This window comes from Variovorax sp. 10N420 (assembly GCF_056394705.1).
In genome coordinates this window covers 80490-104682 of the sequence record NZ_JBFTIJ010000009.1, presented here as the reverse complement: position 1 = coordinate 104682, position 24193 = coordinate 80490, and the positions used below count along the sequence as shown (strand labels likewise).

General features: G+C 65.0%; 20 protein-coding genes. 15 read left to right on the top strand and 5 right to left on the bottom strand.

Features of this window, described 5'->3' with window-relative positions; genetic code table 11:
• Positions 1-16: 16 nt before the first annotated feature.
• Entirely contained in the window at positions 17-643 is a 627-nt protein-coding gene (locus tag AC1DEK_RS22255; protein WP_478127466.1) for a response regulator transcription factor, read from the top strand.
• 129 nt (positions 644-772) lie between these two features.
• Here AC1DEK_RS22255 and AC1DEK_RS22250 read toward each other — a convergent pair whose 3' ends face one another.
• Together AC1DEK_RS22250 and AC1DEK_RS22245 are read right to left on the bottom strand one after the other, a co-directional pair.
• The gene (locus AC1DEK_RS22250) at positions 773-1417 is read right to left on the bottom strand and encodes a YiaD family glycine zipper/OmpA-like lipoprotein (protein ID WP_478127465.1); all 645 of its coding nucleotides are present in this window, start codon (positions 1415-1417) and stop codon (positions 773-775) included.
• Between the two features lie 101 nt (positions 1418-1518).
• Entirely contained in the window at positions 1519-1674 is a 156-nt protein-coding gene (locus tag AC1DEK_RS22245; protein ID WP_478127464.1) for a hypothetical protein, read from the bottom strand.
• Here AC1DEK_RS22245 and mltA point away from each other — a divergent pair.
• Positions 1673-2812: a murein transglycosylase A gene (mltA, locus tag AC1DEK_RS22240; protein WP_478127463.1), complete on the top strand. Its 1140-nt coding sequence runs from the start codon at positions 1673-1675 to the stop codon at positions 2810-2812. The two genes, AC1DEK_RS22245 and mltA, sit on opposite strands and share 2 nt — an antisense overlap.
• A 328-nt stretch (positions 2813-3140) precedes the next feature.
• Here the strand turns inward: mltA and AC1DEK_RS22235 are convergent, their stop codons facing one another.
• Both AC1DEK_RS22235 and AC1DEK_RS22230 read right to left on the bottom strand, forming a co-directional pair.
• On the bottom strand, positions 3141-5555 hold the full coding sequence (locus AC1DEK_RS22235) for a PhoX family protein (protein ID WP_478127462.1): 2415 nt from the start codon (positions 5553-5555) through the stop codon (positions 3141-3143).
• 83 nt (positions 5556-5638) lie between these two features.
• Complete coding sequence (locus AC1DEK_RS22230; RefSeq protein WP_478127461.1) at positions 5639-6100, bottom strand: Lrp/AsnC family transcriptional regulator; 462 nt, start codon at positions 6098-6100, stop codon at positions 5639-5641.
• Positions 6101-6206: 106 nt separating this feature from the next.
• On the opposite strand from AC1DEK_RS22230, the gene mdeB reads away from it, so the two are divergent.
• The 9 genes from mdeB (at position 6207) to AC1DEK_RS22185 (ending at position 16093) form a co-directional block, all read left to right on the top strand.
• Positions 6207-8870 (top strand): alpha-ketoglutarate dehydrogenase, encoded by a 2664-nt coding sequence (mdeB, locus tag AC1DEK_RS22225; RefSeq protein ID WP_478127460.1) that lies wholly within the window; start codon positions 6207-6209, stop codon positions 8868-8870.
• A 107-nt stretch (positions 8871-8977) separates the two neighbouring features.
• On the top strand, positions 8978-9889 hold the full coding sequence (gene ltnD / locus AC1DEK_RS22220) for an L-threonate dehydrogenase (RefSeq protein WP_478127635.1): 912 nt from the start codon (positions 8978-8980) through the stop codon (positions 9887-9889).
• Positions 9886-11154, top strand: coding sequence for a 3-oxo-tetronate kinase (gene otnK / locus AC1DEK_RS22215; protein ID WP_478127459.1), 1269 nt, complete (start codon positions 9886-9888; stop codon positions 11152-11154). Before ltnD ends, otnK begins: the two co-directional genes overlap by 4 nt.
• Entirely contained in the window at positions 11151-11825 is a 675-nt protein-coding gene (locus AC1DEK_RS22210; protein ID WP_478127458.1) for a class II aldolase/adducin family protein, read from the top strand. The genes otnK and AC1DEK_RS22210 overlap by 4 nt, the downstream gene beginning before the upstream one ends.
• A 137-nt stretch (positions 11826-11962) precedes the next feature.
• The gene (gene otnI / locus AC1DEK_RS22205; RefSeq protein ID WP_478127457.1) at positions 11963-12787 is read left to right on the top strand and encodes a 2-oxo-tetronate isomerase; all 825 of its coding nucleotides are present in this window, start codon (positions 11963-11965) and stop codon (positions 12785-12787) included.
• On the top strand, positions 12784-13974 hold the full coding sequence (locus tag AC1DEK_RS22200) for an amidohydrolase family protein (protein ID WP_478127456.1): 1191 nt from the start codon (positions 12784-12786) through the stop codon (positions 13972-13974). Before otnI ends, AC1DEK_RS22200 begins: the two co-directional genes overlap by 4 nt.
• Entirely contained in the window at positions 13971-14429 is a 459-nt protein-coding gene (locus AC1DEK_RS22195) for a RidA family protein (protein WP_478127455.1), read from the top strand. The genes AC1DEK_RS22200 and AC1DEK_RS22195 overlap by 4 nt, the downstream gene beginning before the upstream one ends.
• A 58-nt stretch (positions 14430-14487) precedes the next feature.
• Entirely contained in the window at positions 14488-14883 is a 396-nt protein-coding gene (locus AC1DEK_RS22190) for a VOC family protein (RefSeq protein ID WP_478127454.1), read from the top strand.
• A complete protein-coding gene (locus tag AC1DEK_RS22185; protein ID WP_478127453.1) occupies positions 14855-16093 on the top strand; it encodes an NAD(P)/FAD-dependent oxidoreductase in 1239 nt (412 codons plus the stop codon). Before AC1DEK_RS22190 ends, AC1DEK_RS22185 begins: the two co-directional genes overlap by 29 nt.
• A gap of 30 nt (positions 16094-16123) precedes the next feature.
• Here AC1DEK_RS22185 and AC1DEK_RS22180 read toward each other — a convergent pair whose 3' ends face one another.
• Complete coding sequence (locus AC1DEK_RS22180) at positions 16124-16612, bottom strand: Lrp/AsnC family transcriptional regulator (RefSeq protein WP_478127452.1); 489 nt, start codon at positions 16610-16612, stop codon at positions 16124-16126.
• Between the two features lie 178 nt (positions 16613-16790).
• Here AC1DEK_RS22180 and AC1DEK_RS22175 point away from each other — a divergent pair, with 178 nt between their 5' ends.
• From AC1DEK_RS22175 to secF, 4 genes are all read left to right on the top strand, one after another.
• Positions 16791-20408 carry an indolepyruvate ferredoxin oxidoreductase family protein gene (locus tag AC1DEK_RS22175; RefSeq protein ID WP_478127451.1) on the top strand — a complete coding sequence of 1206 codons (3618 nt, stop codon included), beginning with the start codon at positions 16791-16793 and terminating at the stop codon, positions 20406-20408.
• Positions 20409-20634: 226 nt separating this feature from the next.
• Positions 20635-20964 (top strand): preprotein translocase subunit YajC, encoded by a 330-nt coding sequence (yajC, locus tag AC1DEK_RS22170; RefSeq protein ID WP_478127450.1) that lies wholly within the window; start codon positions 20635-20637, stop codon positions 20962-20964.
• A 284-nt stretch (positions 20965-21248) separates the two neighbouring features.
• A complete protein-coding gene (gene secD / locus AC1DEK_RS22165) occupies positions 21249-23126 on the top strand; it encodes a protein translocase subunit SecD (protein ID WP_478127449.1) in 1878 nt (625 codons plus the stop codon).
• A 12-nt stretch (positions 23127-23138) separates the two neighbouring features.
• Positions 23139-24092, top strand: coding sequence for a protein translocase subunit SecF (gene secF, locus AC1DEK_RS22160; RefSeq protein ID WP_478127448.1), 954 nt, complete (start codon positions 23139-23141; stop codon positions 24090-24092).
• The last annotated feature ends 101 nt before the right edge of the window (positions 24093-24193 follow it).

The window sequence follows — 24193 nt, the reverse complement described above, 5'->3', positions numbered from 1 at the left end:
CCGTCGGCCCATATTTATGCAACCCCTGATCGATGCCCTGATTTTTATCGTCGACGACGATGCGAGCGTCCGCGATGCCCTGGCATGGCTGCTTCGTTCTCGACGACTTTCGAGCGAGAGCTTCGCGAGCGCCGAAGCTTTCGAGGCCAGGCTGGCCTCCGAACCGCTGAGCGACCGGCCGCATTGCCTCTTGCTCGACGTGCGCATGCCCGGCACCAGCGGATTGGTGCTGTTCGACCGGCTGGCCGAGCGCGGCCTGGTGGATGCGATGCCGGTGATCTTCCTGACCGGCCATGCCGACGTGCCCACGGCAGTCGATGCCGTCAAGCGCGGCGCCTTCGATTTTTGCGAGAAGCCTTTTTCGGACAACGCACTGGTCGACCGCATCGAGCAGGCGCTCGGCGCGTCACTGCGCGCGGTCGAGGCGGAGCGCGCACGTCAGGTATTGAAGCGGCGCATCGGCGAATTGACCGACCGCGAGCGCGACGTCATGCGTTGCGTCGTCGAAGGCTTGCCCAACAAGCTGATCGCCGATCAACTGTCGATCAGCGTCCGCACCGTCGAAGTCCACCGCGCCCGCGTCTTCGAGAAGATGGAAGTCAAGTCAGCCGTCGAACTCGCCAATCTCCTTCGCGGAATGTGAACGTTGCTCGCCCCCAGGCTGCGCGCACTTCGTGTCGCTTCGCCTACCCCCTACCGGGGGCAACACCGGCGGCCCGGCGAAGCCGGTTCCGCGGTGTTTCACTAAGGAGCCGGGGCCTCCGCGCGGGGGCTATCCTTGCGCTCGTTCGCCTACGTAGATTTCGACGCGGCGGTTCTGGGCGCGTCCTGCGGGGGTGTTGTTGTCCGCGACGGGTTCGCGTGAGCCGCGGCCGTCGATCTTGAACGCGCTTTGCGACACGCCGCGTGCGATCAGGTAGTCGCGCGTTGCGGCGGCGCGCTGGATCGACAACGGATCGTTGATCGCGTCAGTGCCGGTGCTGTCGGTGTGGCCGATGATCCGGACTTCGGCGTTCGGGTTGTTGCGAAGGCCGGAGGCAAATTGGTCGAGGATCGGCGAGAAGTTGGGCTTGATGACCGAGCGGCCCACGTCGAACGACACGTCGCTCGGGATTGCGAGCTTCAGTTCATTGTTCGGGGTCTGGGTCACGGCGACGCCGGTGCCTTTGGTCGCGGCTTCCATCTGACGCTTCTGGTTCTCCATGCGCTGCGACCACAGGTAGCCGCCCGCTGCGCCCGCCAATGCGCCGATGGCCGCACCAGCGCCTGCGTTGCGGCCGGTCGCCGAGCCAATCGCTGCACCAGCGACCGCGCCAACGCCTGCACCGATGCCCGTGTTCTTCTGCGTCGTGCTCATGTCCGCGCATCCGGAGAGCACGTAGGCGGCGGCGCAGCTTGCGAGTACGAGTTTTTTCATTGGACCCTTTCGATGGTGAGAATTGACCGGGCGATTATCCAGAGCGAGGGGTCGGCTCCAGGGGCGTCGGCAGTTTCAGCATGTAACGCATGCGGCGCATTTCAGTCGCGTCGTGCGTTGTCGCCGGGCGCGGGTTTCTCGTCGGTGTCCGCATCGTCGTGCAACTCGCCGCGTTTGCGTCCCGAGAACATGGTCCACCAGATGATGAGGATGAACACGATTCCGGCGCCCAGGGCTTCAAGCAAAATCAGACCCATGAAAAAAGGACTCCAGTGGCTGGTTGGGCTCGCGATCGTAGCAACGCTCGCCGGCTGTTCCACCAGCATCAGGCAGCCCGAAGTGCCGATTGCAACGCCGAGCGTGGGCACGCCGCCTCGCGACCTGGGTCCGCTCACCGGTTCGCTCGCGCATCCGAAGAGCCGTTGGGTGCCCGTCGCGTGGTCCGAGCTGCCGGGCTTCAACGATGACGCCTTGCATGAAGGCTGGGTGGCGATGATTTCGAACTGCGCGCGCCCCAACGCCGCATTTGCGCCGCTGTGTCGGGAGGTCCGGCAGTTGTCGCTCGCCGAGACCGGCGAGCAGCGCGAATGGATGATGCAGCGGCTGCAGCCCTACCGGGTCGAATCGCCGACCGGCCCGACCGATGGCAAGCTCACCAGCTACTACGAACCGGTGTACGACGCCACCCGCCGTCCCGATGCCACGCACACGGTGCCCATCTATCAGGCGCCAGCCGGACTAGTTCCGAAGCGGCCCTGGTACACGCGTCAGGAGATCGACACGCTGCCGCAGGCGCAGGCCGCGCTGAGGGGTCGTGAGATCGCGTGGCTCGCGGATCCAATCGACGCGCTCATGCTCCACATCCAGGGTTCGGGGCGATTGCGCATGACTGAAGCCGATGGGACACAGCATGTGATCCGTGTCGCCTTTTCGGCCACCAACGAGCAGCCGTACCGGAGCGTGCAGCAATGGCTCATCAGCCAAGGCGTGCCCAAGGTCAGCTTGTGGCCTGACGACGTCAAGCTGTGGGTGGCTCAGAACCCGCAGCGTCTGTCGCAGTTGCTGTGGAGCAATCCGCGCTACGTGTTCTTCCGCGAGGAATCCATGTCTGAAGTCGACGCTTCTTCGGGTCCGGTGGGGGCGCAGGGTGTGCCGCTTACTGCCGGGCGCTCGATCGCTGTGGACCGAGACAGCATTCCGTACGGCACGCCGGTCTGGCTTGCGTCGCCGGGGCCTGCCATGCCTTTGGCGAAGCTGGTGGTGGCGCAGGACACAGGCAGCGCGATCGTGGGGGCGGTGCGGGCGGACTACTTCGCCGGCACTGGCGCGGATGCGGGGCGAATCGCAGCGAGGATGAATCAGCCGCTGCGGCTTTGGGCGCTCTGGCCTAAATAGGGCTCGCCCCCAGTCTTCGCGCACTTCGTGTCGCTTCGCCTTCCCCCTGACCGGGGGCAACACCGGCGGCCCGGCGGAGCCGGTTCCGCGGTGTTCCTGGTGCTCGCCCCCAGGCTTTGCGCACTTCGTGTCGCTGCGCCTTGCCCCTGACCGGGGGCAACACCGGCGGCCCGGCGGAGCCGGTTCCGCGGTGTTCTTGTTGCTCGCCCCCAGTCTTCGCGCACTTCGTGTCGCTTCGCCTTCCCCCTGACCGGGGGCAACACCGGCGGCCCGGCGGAGCCGGTTCCGCAGTGTTTCTGGAAGGCGTTGCGGAGGCGGGTGGGTGTGGTTAGAGGCCGATGATGCCGCCGTCGTCCTTGGTGATCATTACGGTGGCGGAGCGGGGGCGGGCTGTGGGGCCGCCGGGGCCGTAGGCTGCGACGCCGGCGCCGTTGCCGGGCCAGTGGCTTTCGTATTTGCTGGGGTCGGCGATGCTGGCGGCGGAGGTGTTTTCGCCGGGGTGCTGGATGTTGATGAATAGCGCCTTGCCGTCGGGGGATTCGGCCAGGCCGGTGACTTCGGCGCCCAAGGGGGCGGTGAGGAAGCGCTTGAAGATGGTGTCGTTCATCTTCTTGCCGGCGTAGGTGGTCACGGTGACTGGGGCGGTGGCGGCTGCGCCGGGTTTGCCGTTGGGCTGGTTGACGACTTCGATCTTGGTGCCGTCGCCGTATTCGCCAGGGATCGCCGCGAGCAGCATGCAGTTGCTGACGTCGGTGTAGGCGTTGTCGTCAGTCTCGATCCACAGGATGCCGCTCGCGCGCGAGAACCAGCAGCCGTCGGGCTTGGAGAGGTCATTGAAGTCCGAGAGACCCGACAGGTTCACGTTCTTCTGATAGTTGACGTCATCGAGTGCGGCATCGGCCTTGGCTTGGCTGCCGAACAGGAAGATGTCCCAGTTGAAGGTAGCGGAGGACGCGTCGTTGCCGCTCTCGCGGATGCGCATGACCTGACCGTTGACATTGCCCTTGGACGTGGAGGCCGTGGCGTTCTGCGTCGAGACTCCCTTGTTGTCGAGCCAATAGCGCGGAAAGGCGGGGTCGACATCCGGGTTCGGCACGTTGTTGCTGCTCGTGGTGCCGACTGCGCCCCGATCGGGGTTCTCTGTCATCGTGATGTAGATCTCGCCGTTCTTGGGGTTCACGGCTGTCCATTCGGGTCGGTCGCATTTGGTGGCGCCAGCCGCATCGGCGGCGAGGCGCGCGTTGACCAGCACATCGGCGAGGTCGGCGAAGGCATATGCCGCATTGCCTGATAGGGCGGAATTGCTCAGGTCGAGCTTGAGCCATGTGCCGGTGCCGTCAGCGTTGAACTTGGCTGCATAGAGCGTGCCGTCATCGAGGTACTTGCTGCCGGTGGCGAGGCGGTCGGCCGGGTTGGCATCGGCCGCGCTCCACAACGCTTTCGAGACGTACTTGTAGACGTACTCGCTGCGCGAATCGTCACCCATGTAGAAGGCCAGCGGCTTGCCGACGACGGGGTTGCTGGGCCATGCGCCTTCATGCGCGAAGCGACCGAGGGCGGTGTGCTTGACCGGTTTTGAAGTCGGATCGTACGGATCGATCTCGACCACCCAGCCAAAGGTATTGGCCGTGTTGCGGAAGTCATCGCTGCCGTCCGCGGAGGCGCCGATGCTGCTTGCATCCCATCGCGCGTATTCGGTGCTCGTGCCGTCCGCCGGCACGACGGTGGCCCAGCGCTGACCGCCGCCTGCGCCCTGCGCAAGGCCAATTCGCTTGAAAGCAACGAGTTCCTTGGCGGTGCGCTTCGCATCGTCGGCTGCGCCGCGCCTGAAGAAGCCGGCGAAGTTTTCTTCACAGGTCAGGTAGGTGCCCCACGGGGTGTAGCCGGACGCGCAGTTGCCGATCATGCCGCGCGTGTCGGTACCGGCGGGCGAGTAGGCCGTCTTCAGCAGGGCCGAGCCGCGCGCCGGACCGCCGAACGCCATCGGCGTGCGCGGCGTGATGCGGCGGTTGAAAGGCGAGCCCTTGACCACTGCGAACTTGCCGTTCGACCGGGCGATCTCGACGACGGACGCGCCGTGCGCTTCCACTTCCTTGAGCGCCTCTGCTTCGGGGCGCGGACCGGCGCTGGAGCCGGCATTGGTCTGCCCGCTCGGGTGCATGAAGACCACGGTGCCGTTGATGGCCTCGTGATTGATCGCCATCAGCGCGCGTTCGTTGGCGCCGGGAGACGGCTTGCCGTCAGCGCCCAGGCCGAAGTAGTGCATGCCGTCGTGTTGGTCGCCGCTGCGGCGGCCAAAGGTGTCGTCGGTGCCGTTGTTCTTGTAGTCGCCGACGGCGGGGTCGATCGAATCGCCCGTCGCGTAGATCACCGTGGCGGTGTAGCCGGCCGGTACGGTGATGCGGTCCGCAAGGTCTTTGCCGACAGCCGAGAAGCCGAGCTTCGGCTCTGCGGGGCCCGGTGCGGGCGCGGGTGTCGGCGCCGGTGCCGGCGAGGGCGTCGTGGCAGGCGCGGGCGCGAAGATGCCGCCGTTGCTGCCTCCGCCACAGGCGCTCAGCGCCAAAGGGCCCAGCGTGGCCGCTGTCAGCGCGCCGACGCCGCCGCGCAGCAAGTGACGGCGATGCATGCGCGCGGCGATGACGTCGTGAAGACTGGCGTTGGAACTTGCGTTGTTGTCGAGGTCGTCCGGATCGATGGAGTCGATGGCGTTGACGGATGCAGGGGGTGCGGAAGGATGCTTCATCTTGTGGTCTGGCTGACGAGAGCCTGACCATAGCCACGCAATATGAAACTTCTGTGTCGCTGCGGCCCAGCGCGAACATCCTCTCAGGGAAGCGGCAACGCCGTCTTGTAGCGGACCTGCTTGAGCGCAAAGCTCGAGCGGATTTTCTCGATGCCGCTGATGGGCGTGAGTTGTTCGAGGATGAATTTCTCAAGGGCGGCGATGTCGGCGACGGCAACGCGGATCAGGTAGTCGCTGTCGCCGGTCATCAGGTAGCACTCCATGACCTCCTCGTGCTCCGCGATGCGCTGCTCGAACTCCGCCAGCGATTGCTTGCTTTGCGTCTTCAAACTGATGGAAATGAACACGTTCAGGCCGAGGCCGAGCGCGCTAGCGTCGACGAGCGCCACATAGTGCCGGATCACGCCGGCGTTCTCGAGCGCCTTGACGCGCGCCAGGCAGGGAGACGGCGAAAGATGCACCCGGCGCGCGAGTTCGACGTTCGAAAGCGCGCCGTCGCGCTGCAATTCATCGAGGATGCGAAGGTCAAGAGCGTCGAGTTGCATGAAGTGCTTCGGTTGAAAGATGTTGCGGCAGTTTATGCGGTGCTCTTGCCGATATGGATGTAGAAACAGCATCCAATGTCAGCGAACGCAGCCTAAAGTGCGGCCTATGAACGCCCCGATCTCTCCCGACCCATTGCGCGCCGTGCCCGATGCAGCCCTGCGCGACGCGGACCCTGCCGAAACAGCCGAATGGCGCGAAGCCTTCATCTCGCTGGCCGAGACGCAGGGCCCTGAACGCGCGCGCTGGATGCTCGACGAACTGGCGCGCATGGCGCGGGCCCAGCGCATCGCCTGGCAGCCGGAGTTGTCGACGCCATACGTCAACACCATCGCGGTCGACTCGCAGCCGTCCTTTCCCGGCGATCTCGCGATCGAAGAGCGGCTTGCCTCGCTGATGCGCTGGAATGCGCTCGCCATGGTCGTGCGCGCCAATCAGGCCTACGGCGAACTCGGCGGACACATCGCGAGCTACGCCAGTGCAGCGGATCTGTTCGAGACGGGCTTCAATCATTTTTTCCATGCCCGCACGGCGGCGCATCGCGGTGATCTCGTGTTCTTCCAGCCGCACAGTGCGCCCGGTGTCTATGCGCGTGCGTACCTCGAGGGCCGCCTGGGCGAAGAAGACCTGATGCATTACCGCCAGGAGCTGACGGCGCCGGCGTTCGTCGACGGGAAGGGCGCTCGCGGACTGAGTAGCTATCCGCATCCGTACCTGATGCCGGACTTCTGGCAGTTCCCGACCGGCTCGATGGGCATCGGCCCCATCAGCTCGATCTATCACGCGCGCTTCATGCGCTATCTCACGAATCGCAATCTGCTCGATTGCGGAGGCCGCAAGGTGTGGGGCGTGTTCGGGGACGGAGAGATGGACGAGCCCGAGTCCATGAGCGCGCTGACACTCGCCGCGCGCGAGAAGCTCGACAACCTCGTCTGGGTCGTCAACTGCAATCTGCAGCGCCTCGACGGGCCGGTGCGCGGCAACGGCCGAATCATCGATGAGCTCGAAAAGCTCTTCGCCGGTGCAGGCTGGAATGTGATCAAGCTCGTGTGGGGCAGTGATTGGGACGGCCTCTTCGCGCGCGACGTGAACGGCGCATTGGTGCGCGCGTTTGCCAACACGGTCGACGGGCAGATGCAGACTTTCGCGGCCAAGGATGGCCGATACAACCGCGACACCTTCTTCGGGCAGGACGACGAACTCGCGCGCCTCGCGCAAGGCATGACCGACGAGCAGATCGATCGCCTGAAGCGCGGCGGCCATGATCTCGTGAAGATCCATGCTGCTTACGCCGCGGCCGCTGCACACCAGGGGCAGCCCACGGTGATCCTTGCGCACACCAAGAAGGGTTACGGCATGGGTACGGCGGGTCAGGGCAAGATGACCACGCACTCACAGAAGAAGTTGGACGACACCGACCTAATCGAGTTTCGCAACCGCTTCAACCTGCCCCTCACGGACGAACAGGCGACCACCGCCGCGTTCTATAAGCCGGCCGATGACAGCGCCGAGATGCACTACCTGCTCGGCCGTCGCGCCGCGCTCGGCGGCAGCATGCCGCGCCGCGAGACCGTTTGCGACGTCGTGCCCAAGCCCGACATCGCCGCGTACGCGCAATTCGCCGTCGCCGCCGCGGGCAAGGAGATGAGCACCACGATGGCCTTCGTGCGCCTGCTGGGAAACCTCATGAAGGACAAGGCGCTCGGCCCGCGCGTGGTGCCCATCGTCGCTGACGAGGCGCGCACCTTCGGCATGGCGAATCTCTTCAAGCAGGTGGGCATCTATTCGAGCGTGGGCCAGCGCTATGCGCCGGAAGACATCGGCTCCGTGCTTTCATACCGCGAAGCCACCGACGGACAGATTCTGGAAGAAGGCATCAGCGAAGCCGGCGCCATCGCAAGCTGGACGGCGGCGGCCACGAGCTACAGCGTGCATGGCCTGGCGATGCTGCCTTTTTATATCTATTACTCGATGTTCGGCTTCCAGCGCGTGGGCGACCAGATCTGGGCCGCGGCTGACCAGCGTGCGCGCGGTTTTCTGCTGGGCGCCACGTCGGGGCGCACCACATTGGGCGGCGAAGGGTTGCAGCACCAGGATGGATCGAGCCACCTGATCGCGGCAACCATTCCGAACTGCAAGGCGTACGACCCGGCCTTTGCCGGCGAGATGGCGGTCATCGTGGATGCGGGCATCCGCGAGATGATGGTCGAGCAGAAGGACGCGTTCTATTACGTCACGCTGATGAACGAGAACTACGCGCAGCCCGATCTGCCGCCGGGTGTCGAAGCCGACGTGCTGCGTGGTTGCTATCGATTCAAGACATGGACCGGCGGGCAGCCGGCATCGAAAAAAGGCAACCGCGCACTGACCTTGCTCGGCTCCGGCGCGATCCTGACGGAAGTCATCAGGGCCGCTGAACAGTTGGCGGCCGAAGGCATCGCCGTGGATGTGTTCAGTGTCACGAGCTGGAGCGAGCTTGCGCGCGACGGTCGCATCCGGGAAGAGCGCGCGCTGTCTGGCGACCCGGATACTGGCGCGCCCTTCATCGCGCAACTCCTCGCCGGCGGAAGCGGCCCGATCATTGCGGCGACCGACTACGTCCGTGCTGTGCCCGAAAGCATTCGCGCCTTTCTCCCTCAAGGTCGGCGCTTCCTCACGCTCGGCACCGACGGCTTTGGCCGCAGCGACACGCGGGCAGCCTTGCGCCGCTTCTTCGGTGTCGATGCGCAAAGCATCGTGCGCGCCGCGCGGCATTCGCTCGCACCGCGCTGACGAGCCAAGCGGGGTTATTCCCGTTGTGAAGCGCGGCCATGGATTCCTAAGATCGCGTTTCGCGCCGCGCTCCCTTGAGCGCCGGCCATCGTTCGAACGCCTCGGGAATCTCCATGAAAAAAGCAGGACTCATTGGCCTCGGCGCCATGGGCGCGGGCATCGCGGCCACACTGCGGGCCAAGGGCTATGAAATGCACGTGTGCGACGTCCGGCCTGGCGCGGCGTTGCGCTTTGCGGAGGAAGGCGGCGTCGCCTGGGGAACGCCCGCTCAAGTCGCTGCCACATGCGAGGTTGTGGTGTCGGTCGTGGTCAACGCCGTCCAGACCGAAGCCGTGCTCTTTGGCGACCACGGAGCGGCTGCGGCGATGAAACCGGGCAGCGTGTTCGTGATGTGCTCGACAGTCGACCCGAACTGGTCGGTGGCGCTCGAAGCACGCCTTCAAGCGATGGGCATCCACTACATCGACGCGCCGATTTCCGGCGGCGCCGCCAAGGCGGCCAGCGGACAGATGACGGTGATGAGTTCGGCGCGACCGGAAGCCTATGCGCGGGCCGATGCGGTGCTCGACGCGATGGCCGGCAAGGTCTATCGCCTGGGTGACCGTGCCGGCGCGGGCAGCAAGGTCAAGATCATCAATCAGCTGCTGGCCGGCGTACACATCGCCGCGGCGGCCGAGGCGATGGCACTCGGGCTGCGCGAAGGCGTGGCGCCCGATGCGCTCTACGACGTCATCACGCACAGCGCGGGCAACAGCTGGATGTTCGAGAACCGCATGGCCCACGTGCTGGCTGGCGACTACACGCCGCTATCGGCCGTCGACATCTTCGTGAAGGATCTGGGACTGGTGCTCGATACGGCGCGCGCGAGCAAGTTTCCGTTGCCACTGGCATCCACGGCGCACCAGATGTTCATGCAGGCCTCTACTGCAGGTTATGCGAAGGAAGACGACAGTGCGGTGATCAAGATCTTTCCCGGCATCGAACTTCCAGCCAACCCGAAGACGCCGACCAAGCCATGAGCATTCTCCTGGGCTGCATCGCCGACGATTTCACGGGCGCGACCGATCTCGCGAACAACCTCGTACGCGCGGGCATGCGCGCCGTGCAGACGATCGGCGTGCCGGCATCGCCATTGGCTGCGGAAGTCGATGCGGTGGTGGTGGCGCTCAAGTCGCGCACGATCCCGCCGGCCGATGCGGTCGCGCAATCGCTGGAAGCGCTGCGCTGGCTTCAGACGCAGGGTGCAGGGCAGATCTACTTCAAGTACTGCTCCACATTCGACAGCACGCCAGAGGGCAACATTGGCCCCGTGACCGAGGCGCTGATGGATGCATTGGGCTGCGACTTCACGATCGCGACGCCGGCCTTTCCGGACAACAAGCGCACCGTGTTCAAGGGCTACCTTTTTGCGGGCGACGTGCTGCTCAATGAAAGCGGTATGCAGAACCATCCGCTGACGCCCATGACCGACCCCAACCTGGTGCGCGTCCTGCAGGCCCAGACAAAGCGCAAGGTCGGCCTGATCGACCATGCGGTGGTCGCCGGCGGGCCGGAGTCCATTCGCGAGCGCATGGCTCAGTTGCGCGCGGAAGGTGTGGGCATCGCCATTGTCGATGCGGTCTCCAACGCCGATCTCCTGCGACTCGGCCCTGCCCTGGCCGACATGCCGCTGGTGACGGCCGGCTCGGGCGTAGCGATCGGGTTGCCCGCGAACTTCGGCATCGCGCCGTCATCCACCGCGGGAGCGTTGCCGCCGTCGAGTGGGTTGCGGGCCGTGGTGTCGGGCAGCTGCTCGCTCGCAACCAATCGGCAGGTGGCGGATTTCATCGGGTCGGGGCGTCCGGCCCTGGCGATCGATCCGCTGCAGATTGCGGCGGGTGCCGATGTGTCTGCGCAAGCGCTCGAGTGGGCGGCTCCGCTGTTGCAGGACGGACCGGTTCTGATCTATTCGACTGCCGACCCGGCGGCCGTCAAATCGGTGCAGGGCCGGCTCGGCGTCGAAGAGGCGGGCGCCATGGTCGAGCGCGTTATCGCGGCCATCGCGCGCGGGCTGGTGGAGCGCGGCGTGCGGCAGCTCGTCGTCGCGGGCGGCGAGACTTCGGGAGCCTGCATCCAGACCCTCGGGATTGCGCAATTGCAGATCGGCGCGCAGATCGATCCCGGGGTGCCGTGGTGCCATGCCCAGAGCGACGCGGCAGGCGGGGTCGGCCTGCACGTCGCCCTCAAGTCCGGCAACTTCGGGACCGACGATTTCTTCAGCAAAGCCTTTACATTGCTTGGATGAATGAAGCCCAGATCCGCGAGGAAATCTGCCGCGTCGGCCGCAGCCTGTTCGAGAGAGGCTATGTGCATGGCACCGCCGGCAACATCAGCGTGCGGCTCGATGACGGCTTCCTGATCACGCCTACCGAGGCCAGCCTCGGCCATCTTGATCCCTCGCGGCTCGCGAGGCTGGACGGCAACTTGCGGCAGACGCACGGCGATCTCGCGAGCAAGACCATCGCTCTGCATACGCGCATCTACGGAGCAGCGCGCCGCTTTGACCCGGGCACGCGCTGCGTCATTCACACGCACAGCACGCACTGCGTGGCGCTTACGCTCAACGCACCGGGCGCCGAGCTTCTGCCGGCGCTCACGCCCTATTTCGTGATGAAGGTAGGACACGTGCCGGTGATTCCGTATCACCGGCCGGGCGCGCCGGAGGCCGCGGTGCTCGTTGCGCAAACCATTGAGCACTACGGAACGCGGCGCATGCCCATTCGCGCCGTGGTGCTCGAACGGCTCGGGCCCAACGTATGGCACGACTCCCCTGCCGCGGCGATGGCTGCGCTCGAGGAGTTGGAAGAAACGGCAAGGCTCTGGTTCGTCTGCCGCCAATCGCCGCAGCGCGCGCCCGCGCCGCTGGACGAAACACAGATCAATGACCTGCGCCGGAACTTCGGTGCCCGTTGGTGACGACACTATGCTCACCCCCAGCCTCGCCCACTTCGTGTGGCTCGGGCACCCCCTCCCGGGGGGCGACACCTGCGGGCCGACAAAGCCGGTTCCGCGGTGTCTCCCGACGGGGCCGCACGTGACCATTGGAGCCTTTGATGCCTCGATTTGCCGCCAATCTTTCGATGCTCTATCCGGAGCTCGATTTTCTCGATCGCTTCGAAGCCGCTGCCAAGGATGGATTCCGCGCTGTCGAATATCTGTTTCCCTATGCCTACAAGCCGCATGAACTCGCGGCCCGGCTGTCGGCGAACGGGCTCGAACAGGTGCTGTTCAACGGGCCGCCAGGCGATTGGGATCGCGGCGATCGCGGCGTGGCCTGCCTGCCCGGGCGCGAGGCCGAGTTCCGCGAGGGCATCCTGAAGGCAATCGATTACGCGGATGCGCTCAACTGCCCGCGCATCCATGTGATGGCGGGTCTCGTGCCCGACGGTGTGGAGCGCGAGACAGTGCAGCCCGTCTATCTGGACAACCTGCGCTGGGCGGCGGTCCAAGCGGCCAAGGCAGGACGTGACGTGCTCATCGAGCCCATCAACACTCGCGACATCCCGCGCTTCTTCCTGAATCGCCAGGACCATGCGCATGAGATCGTCGACCTGGTCGGCGCGCTCAACGTGCAGGTGCAGATGGATCTCTATCACTGTCAGATTGTCGAAGGCGATGTGGCGATGAAGATCCGCAAGTACTTGCCGGGCGGCCGCGTCGGGCACTTCCAGATCGCCGGCGTGCCCGCGCGGCACGAGCCCGACATGGGCGAGCTGAACTACGGCTATCTCTTCGACGTGATCGACGAAGTCTCGGCGCAATGCGGCTGGAACGGCTGGGTGGGCTGCGAATATCGTCCGCAGCGCGGCGCAGTGGCGGACAGCACTTCCGCAGGCCTCTCGTGGTTGCGTTCCCTGCAAGGCACGTCCCGCGAATGAAGCTCCAGGCGGTACGCATTCCTCCGCGCCTGCGGGCTTTCGAGGCCGGTGAAGACCAGGTGTTCGACGTCGTGCTGGCGGGCGGGCGCGTGACATCGATTGCGCCGACGCAACAAGCCGCGCGCGGCACGCTGCTCAGCGGTCTGGTCGACGCGCACGCGCACATCGACAAGAACTACACCGTGCGAGAGGTGGGCGCGGCCGAGGGCAACCTCTTCGCGGCCATCGGCCGCATGGTCGCGCACCGTGCAAGCTGGACCGCTGAAGGGTTGCGCGCCCGCATGCAGCGGGCGTTGGATGAAGCATGGCGCGGCGGAACGCGCGCGCTGCGCACGCATCTCGACTGGAGCGATGCGGAGGCGCCGACCTCGCTCGCGGTGTTCGAGCGCTTGCGCGACGAGTGGCGCGGCCGCATCGAGCTCCAGTTTGTCTCGCTCACGCCGCTCGACGTGTTCGCCGACGCAAAGACGGGCGACAGCATCGCGCGAAAGGTGAAGCGCGCGGGTGGCGTGCTCGGCGCATTCGTCTATCGCAACGACGGCATCGTGCACAAGCTGGGACGCGTGTTCGATCTTGCGCAGGAGCACGGTCTCGCGCTGGACTTCCATGTCGACGAAGGACTCGATCCCGAGGCGACCGGCCTGCGCACCATCGCGCAGATCGCGATCGCTCATGGCATGCAAGGACGGGTGATGTGCGGCCATGCATGTTCGCTGTCGGTGCAGGACGAGGCGTTTGCCAACCACACGTTGGCCCTCTGTGCGCAGGCGGGCATTCATCTGGTCGCCCTGCCCACCACCAATCTCTATTTGCAAGGCGCCTGGGACCGCACACCCTTGCAGCGCGGCATCACGCGTGTCCGCGAGGCCGCGAGCCGCGGAATTCGCGCCAGTCTTGCCACCGACAACGTGCAGGACGCCTTCTACCCCTATGGCAGCTATGACTTGGTCGAGACCTTCGGCCTCGGCGTGCAGATGGCACATCTCTCGCCCGCGACCGACTGGCTCGACGCAATCACCGTCAGCCCCGCCAAGGCACTCCGGCTTGATTGGGATGGCCGCATCGCGCCGGGCTGCCCGGCAGACCTGGTGTTGCTGGCCGCATCGGACGAATATGAACTTCTGGACCCGCGCGGACGTCGACGCACCGTCATCCGCGCCGGCCGCACTTTGGAGAGCATCGCATGAGCATGGGCAAGCCGATGGCGAACTACGCCGCCGCCAAACGGGTCGGTGACTTCGTCTTGATGAGTGGCGTCGTCGCCGTCGACCCCACGACGCGCCGCGCGGTCGCAAGCTATGAAGACATCCCAGAGGCGGCCCGCACGGCGCTGCGCACGCTGGGCTACGCCACCGGACAAATGTCCGTGGACGTCTTCGAGGCGCCGATCGTCGCGCAAAGCTGGTTCGTGCTCGAACGCATTCGCCAGATCGCGGCGGAACATGGCGGCACGATGGATGACGTCGTCAAGCTGGTGCAGTACTTCACCCATCTGCCGAACTACGCGCCGTACAACCGCGTGCGTGGACTGTTCTACCCCGGAGAGCCGCCGGTCAGCACGGTGGTTGAAGTGTCGCGATTCCTGCCGGGGAGCGAGGTCTTGGTGGAGGTGGAGGCGACGATGTATTTGCCGGCGCATTGAGGGTTGGCACCGCAGGCACGGCAACCGTAAGATTTGCGTTCTTGCCCGGAGAAGCATCGTGCCCATCCATCTGAATCATACGATTGTCAAGGCGCGCGATCCGCGTGCGTCGGCGGAATTGCTGGCTGAATTGCTCGGACGCGACGCGCCGGTCCGCTTCGGACCCTTCATCGGCGTGGAAGTGGACAACGGCGTCACGCTGGATTTCATGCAGGTCGAGGGTGAGGTCGACTGGCAGCACTACGCGTTTCTCGTGAGCGAGGGTGAGTTCGACGAGATATTCGGCCGCATTCGCGCGCGCGGCATCCGCTATTGGGCAGATCCCGGCCACCATCGAGCCGGCCAAATCAATCACGGCGACGGCGGTCGAGGCTTCTACTGGGACGATCCGGACGGCCATAGTCTCGAGATCCTCACCCGTCCGTATGGCAGCAGCAGCGCCAGCAGCGGCTGACCAGACCGCGGCTGCTTCGGATTCGTGGTCCTGCGACGTCCTCGTGATCGGCGCCGGACCGGCTGGCAGCGCCTGCGCCCAGGTGCTCGCAAATGCGGGCTTCGATGTCGTGCTCGCCGACCAGCATGAGTTTCCGCGGGACAAGGTCTGCGGTGACGGCCTGATCCCCGACGCGCATCGCGCCCTCGCGCGGCTTGGTGTTCTCGACGAAGTGCTGGCGCATGCCAGAAGCGCGCAGCATGTCGCGTGCTTCGGGCCTCGGGGAGGCAGGGTGGACGTACCGGCGCGGCTGGCCGTTTTGCCGCGCCGCCAACTGGACGAAATACTTCGCCAGGCGGCGGTCGGGGCCGGTGCGCGCTGGCTACCGTCCGCTCAGTTCGAGGAGCCCTTTCTCGACCCCGAAGCACAAGTTGCTGGCGCGATCTTTTCGATGTCCGGAGGTCTCTCGCGGACAGTGCGTGCGCGCTGGACTGTGCTGGCCACTGGCGCCGGTTCCGGGCCATTGGCGGCGGCCGGCATCTGCGAACGGCGCGCGCCGAGCGGGATTGCGCTTCGGGGCTATATCAAGAACGACGCCATGCTCAACCGTGTGACCGAGTTGCAAGTCGTATGGCATCGCGCGCTTCGGCGAGGCTACGGGTGGATTTTTCCGTGCGCCGGCGGCGTGTTCAATGTGGGTGTCGGCGTGATCGGAAAGACTGACGTCAACCTGCGCCACCTGTTCGACGCCTTCGTGCGGGTCCATCCGCCAGCACGCGATTTGTTGGAAAGCGGGCTGTCGCTCGGACCTCTCAAGGGCGCGCCGCTGCGCTGCTCACTCGATGGCGCGCGCTGGTCTCGGCCCGGGATGCTCGTGGTGGGCGAAGCGGCGGGCAGCACCTATCTCTTTACGGGGGAGGGCATTGGCAAGGCGATGGAGACCGGCATGCTCGCTGCCGATGAGATCGAGGCGCATCGCGACGAACGACTGGGCGATGACGAAGCGCGCAGGCGCTATGAAGCCGCGCTGGGCGCACTGAAGCCGCGCTTCGCCGCTTACGAGCAGGCCAATCGCATCAACAACCATCCGTGGCTGGCCGATCTCTTGATCTGGCGAGCGCGTCATAGCGAAGGAATCAAGACCCACCTGAGTGGTGTGCTGCAGGAAACCCATGACCCAGCCAGCCTCGTGAGCACCATGGGCATCCTGCAACTTCTGCTGCCCCGCTGACGCAGTGACACCGGCGACGACAGGGCGCTCTCACCGCGCGCTCTTGGGGCTCAAATGGCCGAGAGGCAAGGCGTGGCTTGCCTTGACCTCGCCGAGCGAGAAGCTGGTGTGCAGATCCTTGACGTTCGGCAGGTTGATCAGATGCCGCAAGGCGAAGCGCGAGAAGCTGTCCAGGTCCTGCGAAACCACCTGCAGCTCGAAGGTGCCTGTGCCGCTGATGTAGTGGCACGCGATGACTTCCGGCAGCTTGCGAATCGCATCCTCCAGCTTGCGGGTGAGGTCGCCAGTCGTGCGCTCGGTGTCGACGCGCACGAAGGCGAGCACCCCGAGGCCGATCTTGTGCCGGTCGATCTCCGCGTGATACCCCTTGATGAAGCCGGCCTCTTCGAGCGAACGGACCCGGCGCCAGCACGGCGCAGCCGACAGCCCCACGCGCTGCGCAAGCTCGGCGTTGGTGAGTCGTCCATCGGTCTGCAGTTCTTGCAGGATCGCGAGGTCAAACTTGTCAAGACTTTCCATTCTGGCGCATTTTAAGCAAGATCCTTTCAAGATCGGGCCTTGAGCGGGCAAAGAACGCAAACACCTGTCGTCACAGCAGGCATACACTTTGCGTGATGATGGCCGAGAGGCACCCGACCCGGATGCTTCGCAAGCCACGCCCACAAGGCACAGCCAACTGGTCACTTGGAGACAACCGATGAATGCCCCGCTGCCCGAGCACATCCGCAAAGCCCTGGAAACGGTCACGCTCGACGACAAATATTCACTCGACTATGGCCGCGCGTTCATGAGCGGCGTGCAAGCGCTGGTCAAGCTGCCGATGCTCCAGCGATTGCGCGACCAGCAGCAGGGCAAGAACACGGCCGGCTTCATCAGCGGCTATCGCGGCTCGCCGCTCGGCGGCTACGACCAGGCGCTATGGAAGGCCAGCAAGTTCCTCAAGGAACAGAACATCGTCTTCCAGCCAGGCGTCAACGAAGAACTGGCGGCCACCGCGCTGTGGGGTACACAGCAACTCGGCTTCTCGCCCGCGGGCACGAATAAGTTCGATGGCGTCTTCGGGATCTGGTACGGCAAGGGCCCCGGCGTGGACCGTTGCTCCGACGTCTTCAAGCACGCCAACATGGCCGGCACCACGCCCTGGGGCGGCGTCATCGCCGTGGCTGGCGACGATCACATCTCCAAGAGCTCGACTGCGGCGCACCAGAGCGATCACATCTTCAAGGCGTGCGGCACGCCGGTGTTCTTTCCCGCGAACGTTCAGGACATTCTCGACCTCGGCATTCATGCATTTGCCATGAGCCGCTTCGCCGGCATCTGGTCGGGCATGAAGACGATCCAGGAAATCGTCGAATCCAGCGCCACGGCAATGATCGACCCCGAGCGCGTCGAGATCGTGACGCCCACCGACTTCCAAATGCCGCCCGGTGGTTTGCACATCCGGTGGCCCGACCATGCGCTGGAGCAGGAAGCGCGGCTGATGCACTACAAGTGGTACGCCGCGCTGGCGTACATCCGCGCGAATCGGCTCAATCACAACGTGATCGAAGGTCCTCACGATCGCTTCGGCATCATGGCCAGCGGCAAGGCGTTCAACGACACGCGCCAGGCCTTGATCGACCTCGGCCTGGACGATGCGGCCTGCCGGCAGCTTGGAATCCGGCTGCACAAGGTGGCCGTGGTGTGGCCGCTCGAAGCGCAGCTCACGCGCGCATTTGCGACGGGTCTGCAGGAAATCCTGGTGGTCGAGGAAAAGCGCCAGGTCATCGAATACCAGCTCAAGGAAGAGCTCTACAACTGGCGGGCCGACGTGCGGCCCAACGTGGTCGGCAAGTTCGACGAAGGCGAAGTGCACCATGCGGAGGGCTACTCCGGCGGCGAATGGTCGATGCCCAATCCGACTGCGCACACGCTGTTGCGCTCGAACGCGGACCTGAACCCGGCGATGATCGCCAAGGCCATTGCCCAGCGTCTGAAGAAGACCGGCATCCTCGCCGCCGCGGGTGCGGACATGGGTGCGCGCATCGACGCGCAGCTGGCCATCCTCGAAGCCAAGGAACGCGCCATGGCCGCGCCGCAGACGATCGCCATGGCCGACGCGACGCGCCAGCCGTGGTTCTGCTCGGGCTGTCCGCACAACACCAGCACCGTGGTCCCGGAAGGCTCCCGTGCCATGGCCGGCATCGGTTGCCATTTCATGGCCACGTGGATGGACCGCTCGACCATCGGCTTCACACAGATGGGCGGCGAGGGCGTGCCTTGGGTGGGCCAGCAGCCCTTCACGACGGACCAGCACATCTTCGCCAACCTGGGCGACGGCACGTACTTCCACAGCGGGCTCCTGGCCATTCGCCAGAGCATCGCGGCCGGCGTGAACATCACCTACAAGATCCTCTACAACGACGCGGTCGCCATGACCGGCGGGCAGCAGGTCGGCGAGCGGCCCGAGGGGCACTCGGTGCTGCAGATCGCGGAGAGCCTGCATGCCGAGGGCGCCGTGAAGGTCGTCGTGGTCACGGACGAGCCGGAGAAGTACGAGGGCGTGACAGTGCCCGGCGAGAACGTCAAGGTGCGCCATCGCGACGAGCTGGATGCGATTCAGCGCGAGTTCCGCGAGATCAAGGGCACGACGGCGATCATCTATGACCAGACCTGCGCGACCGAGAAGCGTCGCCGCCGCAAGCGGGGCACTGCTGTCGATCCGGCCAAGCGCGTCGTCATCAACGAACTCGTCTGCGAGGGTTGCGGCGACTGCAGCGTGCAGAGCAATTGCCTGTCGGTCGAGCCGCTCGAAACCGAATTCGGCCGCAAGCGCGCGATCAACCAGAGCACCTGCAACAAGGACATGAGCTGCCTCAAGGGCTTTTGCCCGAGCTTCGTCACCGTCGAAGGCAGCCAGCTCAAGAAGAAGTCGAAGAGCAAGGGAGCGGCGCCGATCGAACTTGGTGCGCTGGCGGAGCCTTCGGTTCCCGCGCTCGGCGGCGGACAGGTGTGGGGCATCGTGGTCGCCGGCGTGGGCGGCACTGGCGTGATCACCATCGGGCAGTTGCTCGGGATGGCGGCCCACATCGAGGGCAAGGGCATCGTCACGCAGGATGCTGCCGGACTCGCCCAGAAGGGCGGCGCCACCTGGAGCCACGTGCTGATCGGCAATACACAGGACGACATCCGCACGACACGCGTCGGCACGGCGGCTGCCGACCTGATCCTGGCCTGCGATCCATTGGTGAGCGTGAACGCCGAGACGATGGCGCGCATGCGCGAAGGGCGCACGCACGTGGCGCTCAATAGCCACAGCAGTCCGACGGCCGCTTTCGTGCGCAACGCCAACTGGCAGAACCCGCAGGACACCTGCGCCGCGGAGATCGCGCGCGCCGTCGGCGCCGATGCCGTGGGCGCATTCGATGCCGACGCCGCGGCCACTTCGCTGATGGGCGACAGCATCTACGTGAACCCGATGATCCTGGGCTACGCGTGGCAGAAGGGCTGGGTTCCGCTCGAGCACGCGTCGCTGATGCGCGCGATCGAACTCAACGCCGTGGCTGTCGACAACAACAAGGCTGCCTTCGAATGGGGCCGCCAGGCCGCACAGCGGCCTGCCGAACTGCAAAAGCGTGTCCAGCCAGGCCACGTCATCGAGTTCAAGAAGCGCGATTCGGTCGACACGCTCGTCGCGCGGCGAGTGGAATTCTTGACGGACTACCAAAACGCCGCTTACGCCGAACAGTACAAGGCCTACGTTGCCAAGGTGCAGAAGGCAGAAGCCGCGTTGGGCAAGACCAGCCTGAGTGAAGCTGTCGCGCGCTATCTGTTCAAGCTGATGGCCTACAAGGACGAATACGAAGTCGCCCGCCTGCACACCGACCGCAGTTTCCTCGAGCGCATCGAGGGCATGTTCGAGGGTGAGATGGGCAAGGATTACAAGCTCAACTACCACCTCGCGCCGCCCATCATCGCCAAGAAAAACGCCAAGGGCGAACTGCAAAAGCAGAAGTTCGGCCCTGCCATGCTGCCCGGCTTCAGAGTCCTCGCGAAGCTGAAGGGCTTGCGCGGAACGGCGCTGGACATCTTCGGCCGCACCGAGGAACGCAAGACCGAGCGCGCCCTGATTGGCGAATACCGCGCGAGCATCGACGAAGTGCTCGCCGGGCTGGACGCGGCCAATCACGCAGCCGCGGTCGAGCTTGCCAGTTTGCCGGAGCAAATCCGCGGCTACGGGCACGTCAAGGATCGCAACCTGGCTGCCGCGCGCGTCCGCTGGGCCGACCTGATGGCCAAGTGGCGCAATCCGCAGGCTGCGAAGGTCGCTGCTTAGCGTCTCGCGCTGGGGAGGGCGAAGCCAGCCCTCTGATTGAAAGACCCGGAATCGGCTTTGCCGGGCTGCCGGTGTGGGCGCGGGCAACCCCTACAATCCCCGGTGCTGTGCGCGGCCAGGCCCCGCGCTGCGCGGCCTGTTTGACTGGGCCGCGGACCCGCGGGCCCTCCTGTATTCATGTACGGGAGGCCGGCGCTCTTATTTCTTCCCTCTGCTGGAGACTCCCTTGTTCATTTCCTCTGCTTTCGCCCAGACCGCACCTGCCGCCGGAGGCAGCGACATGATGTCCTCGCTCGGCAGCATGTTGCCGCTGGTCCTGATGTTCGTGGTGCTGTATTTCGTCATGATCCGTCCGCAGATGAAGCGCCAGAAAGAAGCGCGCGCCATGATCGAGGCGCTGGCCAAGGGCGACGAAGTCGCAACGTCCGGCGGCATCCTCGGCAAGATCACCCAGATCGGCGAGCAATACCTGACCATCGAAGTTGCCAAGGGCGTCGAAGTGCAGATCCAGCGCAGCGCCGTCGTGCAGGTCCTTCCCAAGGGCGCAATAAAGTAATGGCTCCCCCCCAGGCTGCGCGCACTTCGTGTCGCTTCGCCTACCCCCTACCGGGGGCAACACCGGCGGCCCGGCGGAGCCGGTTCCGCGGTGTTTCACCAACGGGCCTGGCTTCGCCGGCCTATTCCAATGAGCAGTGACTTTTTTTCCCATCGGCTGCGCTCAGCGCGCCCCACATTCGTGGGCTGCCGTGGAACCGGCTTCGCCGGGCCACTGGCAGCGCCCCCGGTAGGGGGTAGGCGCAGCGACACGAAGTGCGCGAAGCCTGGGGGCGAGTAATAGAGATGAACCGATATCCGGTCTGGAAGTACGCGGTCATCGTGATCGTGTTGCTCGTGGGGCTGATCTATGCCCTGCCCAATTTCTTCGGCGAGGCACCTGCGGTGCAGGTGTCGGCGGCCAAGTCGACCAGCAAGGTCGACGCCAGCACCCAGGCCCGAGTCGCGGAGGCGCTCAAGGTGGCCGGACTGGCGCCGGACTTGTTGACGCTTGATGCCACTTCGGTGCGGGCGCGGTTCACCAACACCGACGATCAACTCAAGGCACGCGATGTGCTCCAGCATGCACTGGTGCCCGATCCAAGCGATCCGCCCTATGTGGTTGCGCTCAACCTGCTGTCGCGTTCGCCGTCCTGGCTGACGGCGCTGCACGCCTTTCCGATGTACCTGGGCCTCGACCTTCGCGGCGGGGTCGACTTCCTGCTGCAAGTCGACATGAAGGGCGCCATGGACAAGCGGGCGGAGTCGTTCGCGAGCGACATCCGCACGGGGCTGCGCGACAAGAATGTGCGCGGCACTTCGGTCACGCGCGTCGACCAGACCGTCGAAATGCGATTCCGCGACGCCGCAGGCCTGCAAGCGGCCAAGGCCTTGTTGCAGGACCAATTCCCCGACCTCACGGCGGTCGAGAGCCAGGACGGCACCGACTTCAAGCTGACCGCGACCATCAAGCCTGAAGCCGCACGGCGACTGCAGGACGCGGCGCTCAAGCAGAACATCACCACGCTGCACAACCGGATCAATGAACTCGGCGTAGCCGAACCGGTGATCCAGCAGCAGGGGCTGGACCGCATCGTGGTGCAGTTGCCCGGTGTCCAGGACACGGCCAAGGCCAAGGACATCCTGGGCCGCACCGCCACGCTCGAGATGCGACTTGTCGACGAAAGCGCGGAAGGCCGCGCGGCTGAAATGGGCACAGGGCCGGTGCCCTTCGGCTCCGAAAAATTCCTCGATCGCCAGGGCCGGCCCGTGATCGTCAAGAAGCAAGTGCTGGTGACGGGAGAGAACCTCACCGACGCGCAACCCGGCTTCGATTCGCAAACCCAGCAGCCGAAGGTCGACCTGACGATGGACGCCAAGGGCGGCCGCATCATGCGCGACGTCAGCCGCGAGAACTATCGCAAGCGCATGGCGATGCTGATCTTCGAAAAGGGCAGGGGCGAAGTGCTCACGGCGCCTTCGATCAACGGCGAACTCGGCAATCGGTTCCAGATCTCGGGATCGATGAGCGTCGTCGAAGCCAACGATCTCGCGCTGCTGCTGCGCGCCGGTTCGCTGGCCGCGCCGATGGAAATCATCCAGGAGCGCACCATTGGCCCGAGCCTGGGCGCCGACAACATCAAGAAGGGTTTCGACAGCGTCATGTATGGCTTCATCGCCATCATGGTGTTCATGTGCATCTACTACGCGCTCTTCGGCGTGTTCTCGTCGATTGCACTTGCGGTCAACCTGTTGCTGCTGGTGGCGGTCCTCTCGATGCTCCAGGCAACGCTGACTTTGCCCGGCATCGCGGCCATGGCGCTCGCCATCGGCGTTGCAATCGACTCCAACGTGTTGATCAATGAACGCATCCGCGAGGAATTGCGCAGCGGAGCCTCGCCGCAGGCGGCCATCCATGCTGGCTATGACCGCGCATGGGGCACGATTCTCGATTCGAACGTGACCACGCTCATTGCCGGCATTGCGCTGCTGGCTTTCGGATCAGGTCCGATCCGCGGCTTCGCCGTGGTGCACTGCATCGGAATCGTCACATCGATGTTCTCGGCCGTGTTCTTCTCACGCGGACTCGTCAACTTCTGGTACGGCAGCAAGAAGAAGCTCAAGACCCTGTCGATCGGCACCGTCTGGAAGCCGGCCAACCAGGTCGCTGCGGACGCGAAATAAGGGGCACCAAAAATGGAGTTCTTCCGAATCCACAAGACGATCCCGTTCATGCGCCACGCGCTGGTGCTGAACGCGATCTCTCTCATCACGTTCCTGCTGGCGGTGTTCTTCCTGTTGCATCGCGGGCTCCACCTGTCGGTCGAATTCACGGGCGGCACGGTGATGGAAGTCGCCTACCAGCAGTCCGTCGACGTCGGCAAGGTGCGCGAAACGATTTCGACGCTCGGCTATCACGACGTGCAGGTGCAGAACTTCGGCACTTCGCGGGACGTACAGATTCGATTGCCAGTGCAAAAGGGCCAGACCTCGGCCCAGCAGAGCACGCAGGTCATGGACGCCCTCAAGGCCGCCGACGCTTCGGCGACGCTGCGCGGCACCGAGTTCGTCGGCCCGCAAGTTGGCGAAGAGCTCACCACCAACGGCCTCAAGGCGCTTGGGATGGTGGTGGTCGGCATCATGATTTATCTGGCGTTCCGCTTCGAATGGAAGTTCGCCCTCGCGACCGTACTGGCGAACCTGCACGACGTGGTGATCATCCTGGGGTTCTTCGCCTTCTTCCAATGGGAGTTCTCATTGGCGGTGCTCGCGGCCGTGCTGGCTGTGCTGGGCTATTCGGTGAACGAGTCAGTAGTCATCTTCGACCGGGTCCGCGAGAACTTTCGCCGCTATCGCAAGATGAACACGCGCGAAGTCATCGACAACGCCATCACGTCCACGATCAGCCGCACCATCATCACCCACGGGTCCACGCAGCTCGTGGTGCTATCGATGTTCTTTTTCGGCGGTCCCACGCTGCACTACTTTGCGCTGGCCCTGACGATCGGCATTCTTTTCGGCATTTATTCGTCGGCCTTCGTGGCGGCCGCCATCGCCATGTGGCTGGGCGTGAAGCGCGAGGACCTCGTGAAAGGTCCGATCAAGCGGGAAGGGGATCCGGACGATCCGAATGCCGGCGCAACAGTTTGAGCGTTCAAGTTTTGGCCCGGCACGTGTGTTGCGTTGGGGTTGCCGAGCATTGCCGGCTCTTGTGCGCTTACGTTTCCCGATGCAAGCTCGCGCGATAGCTC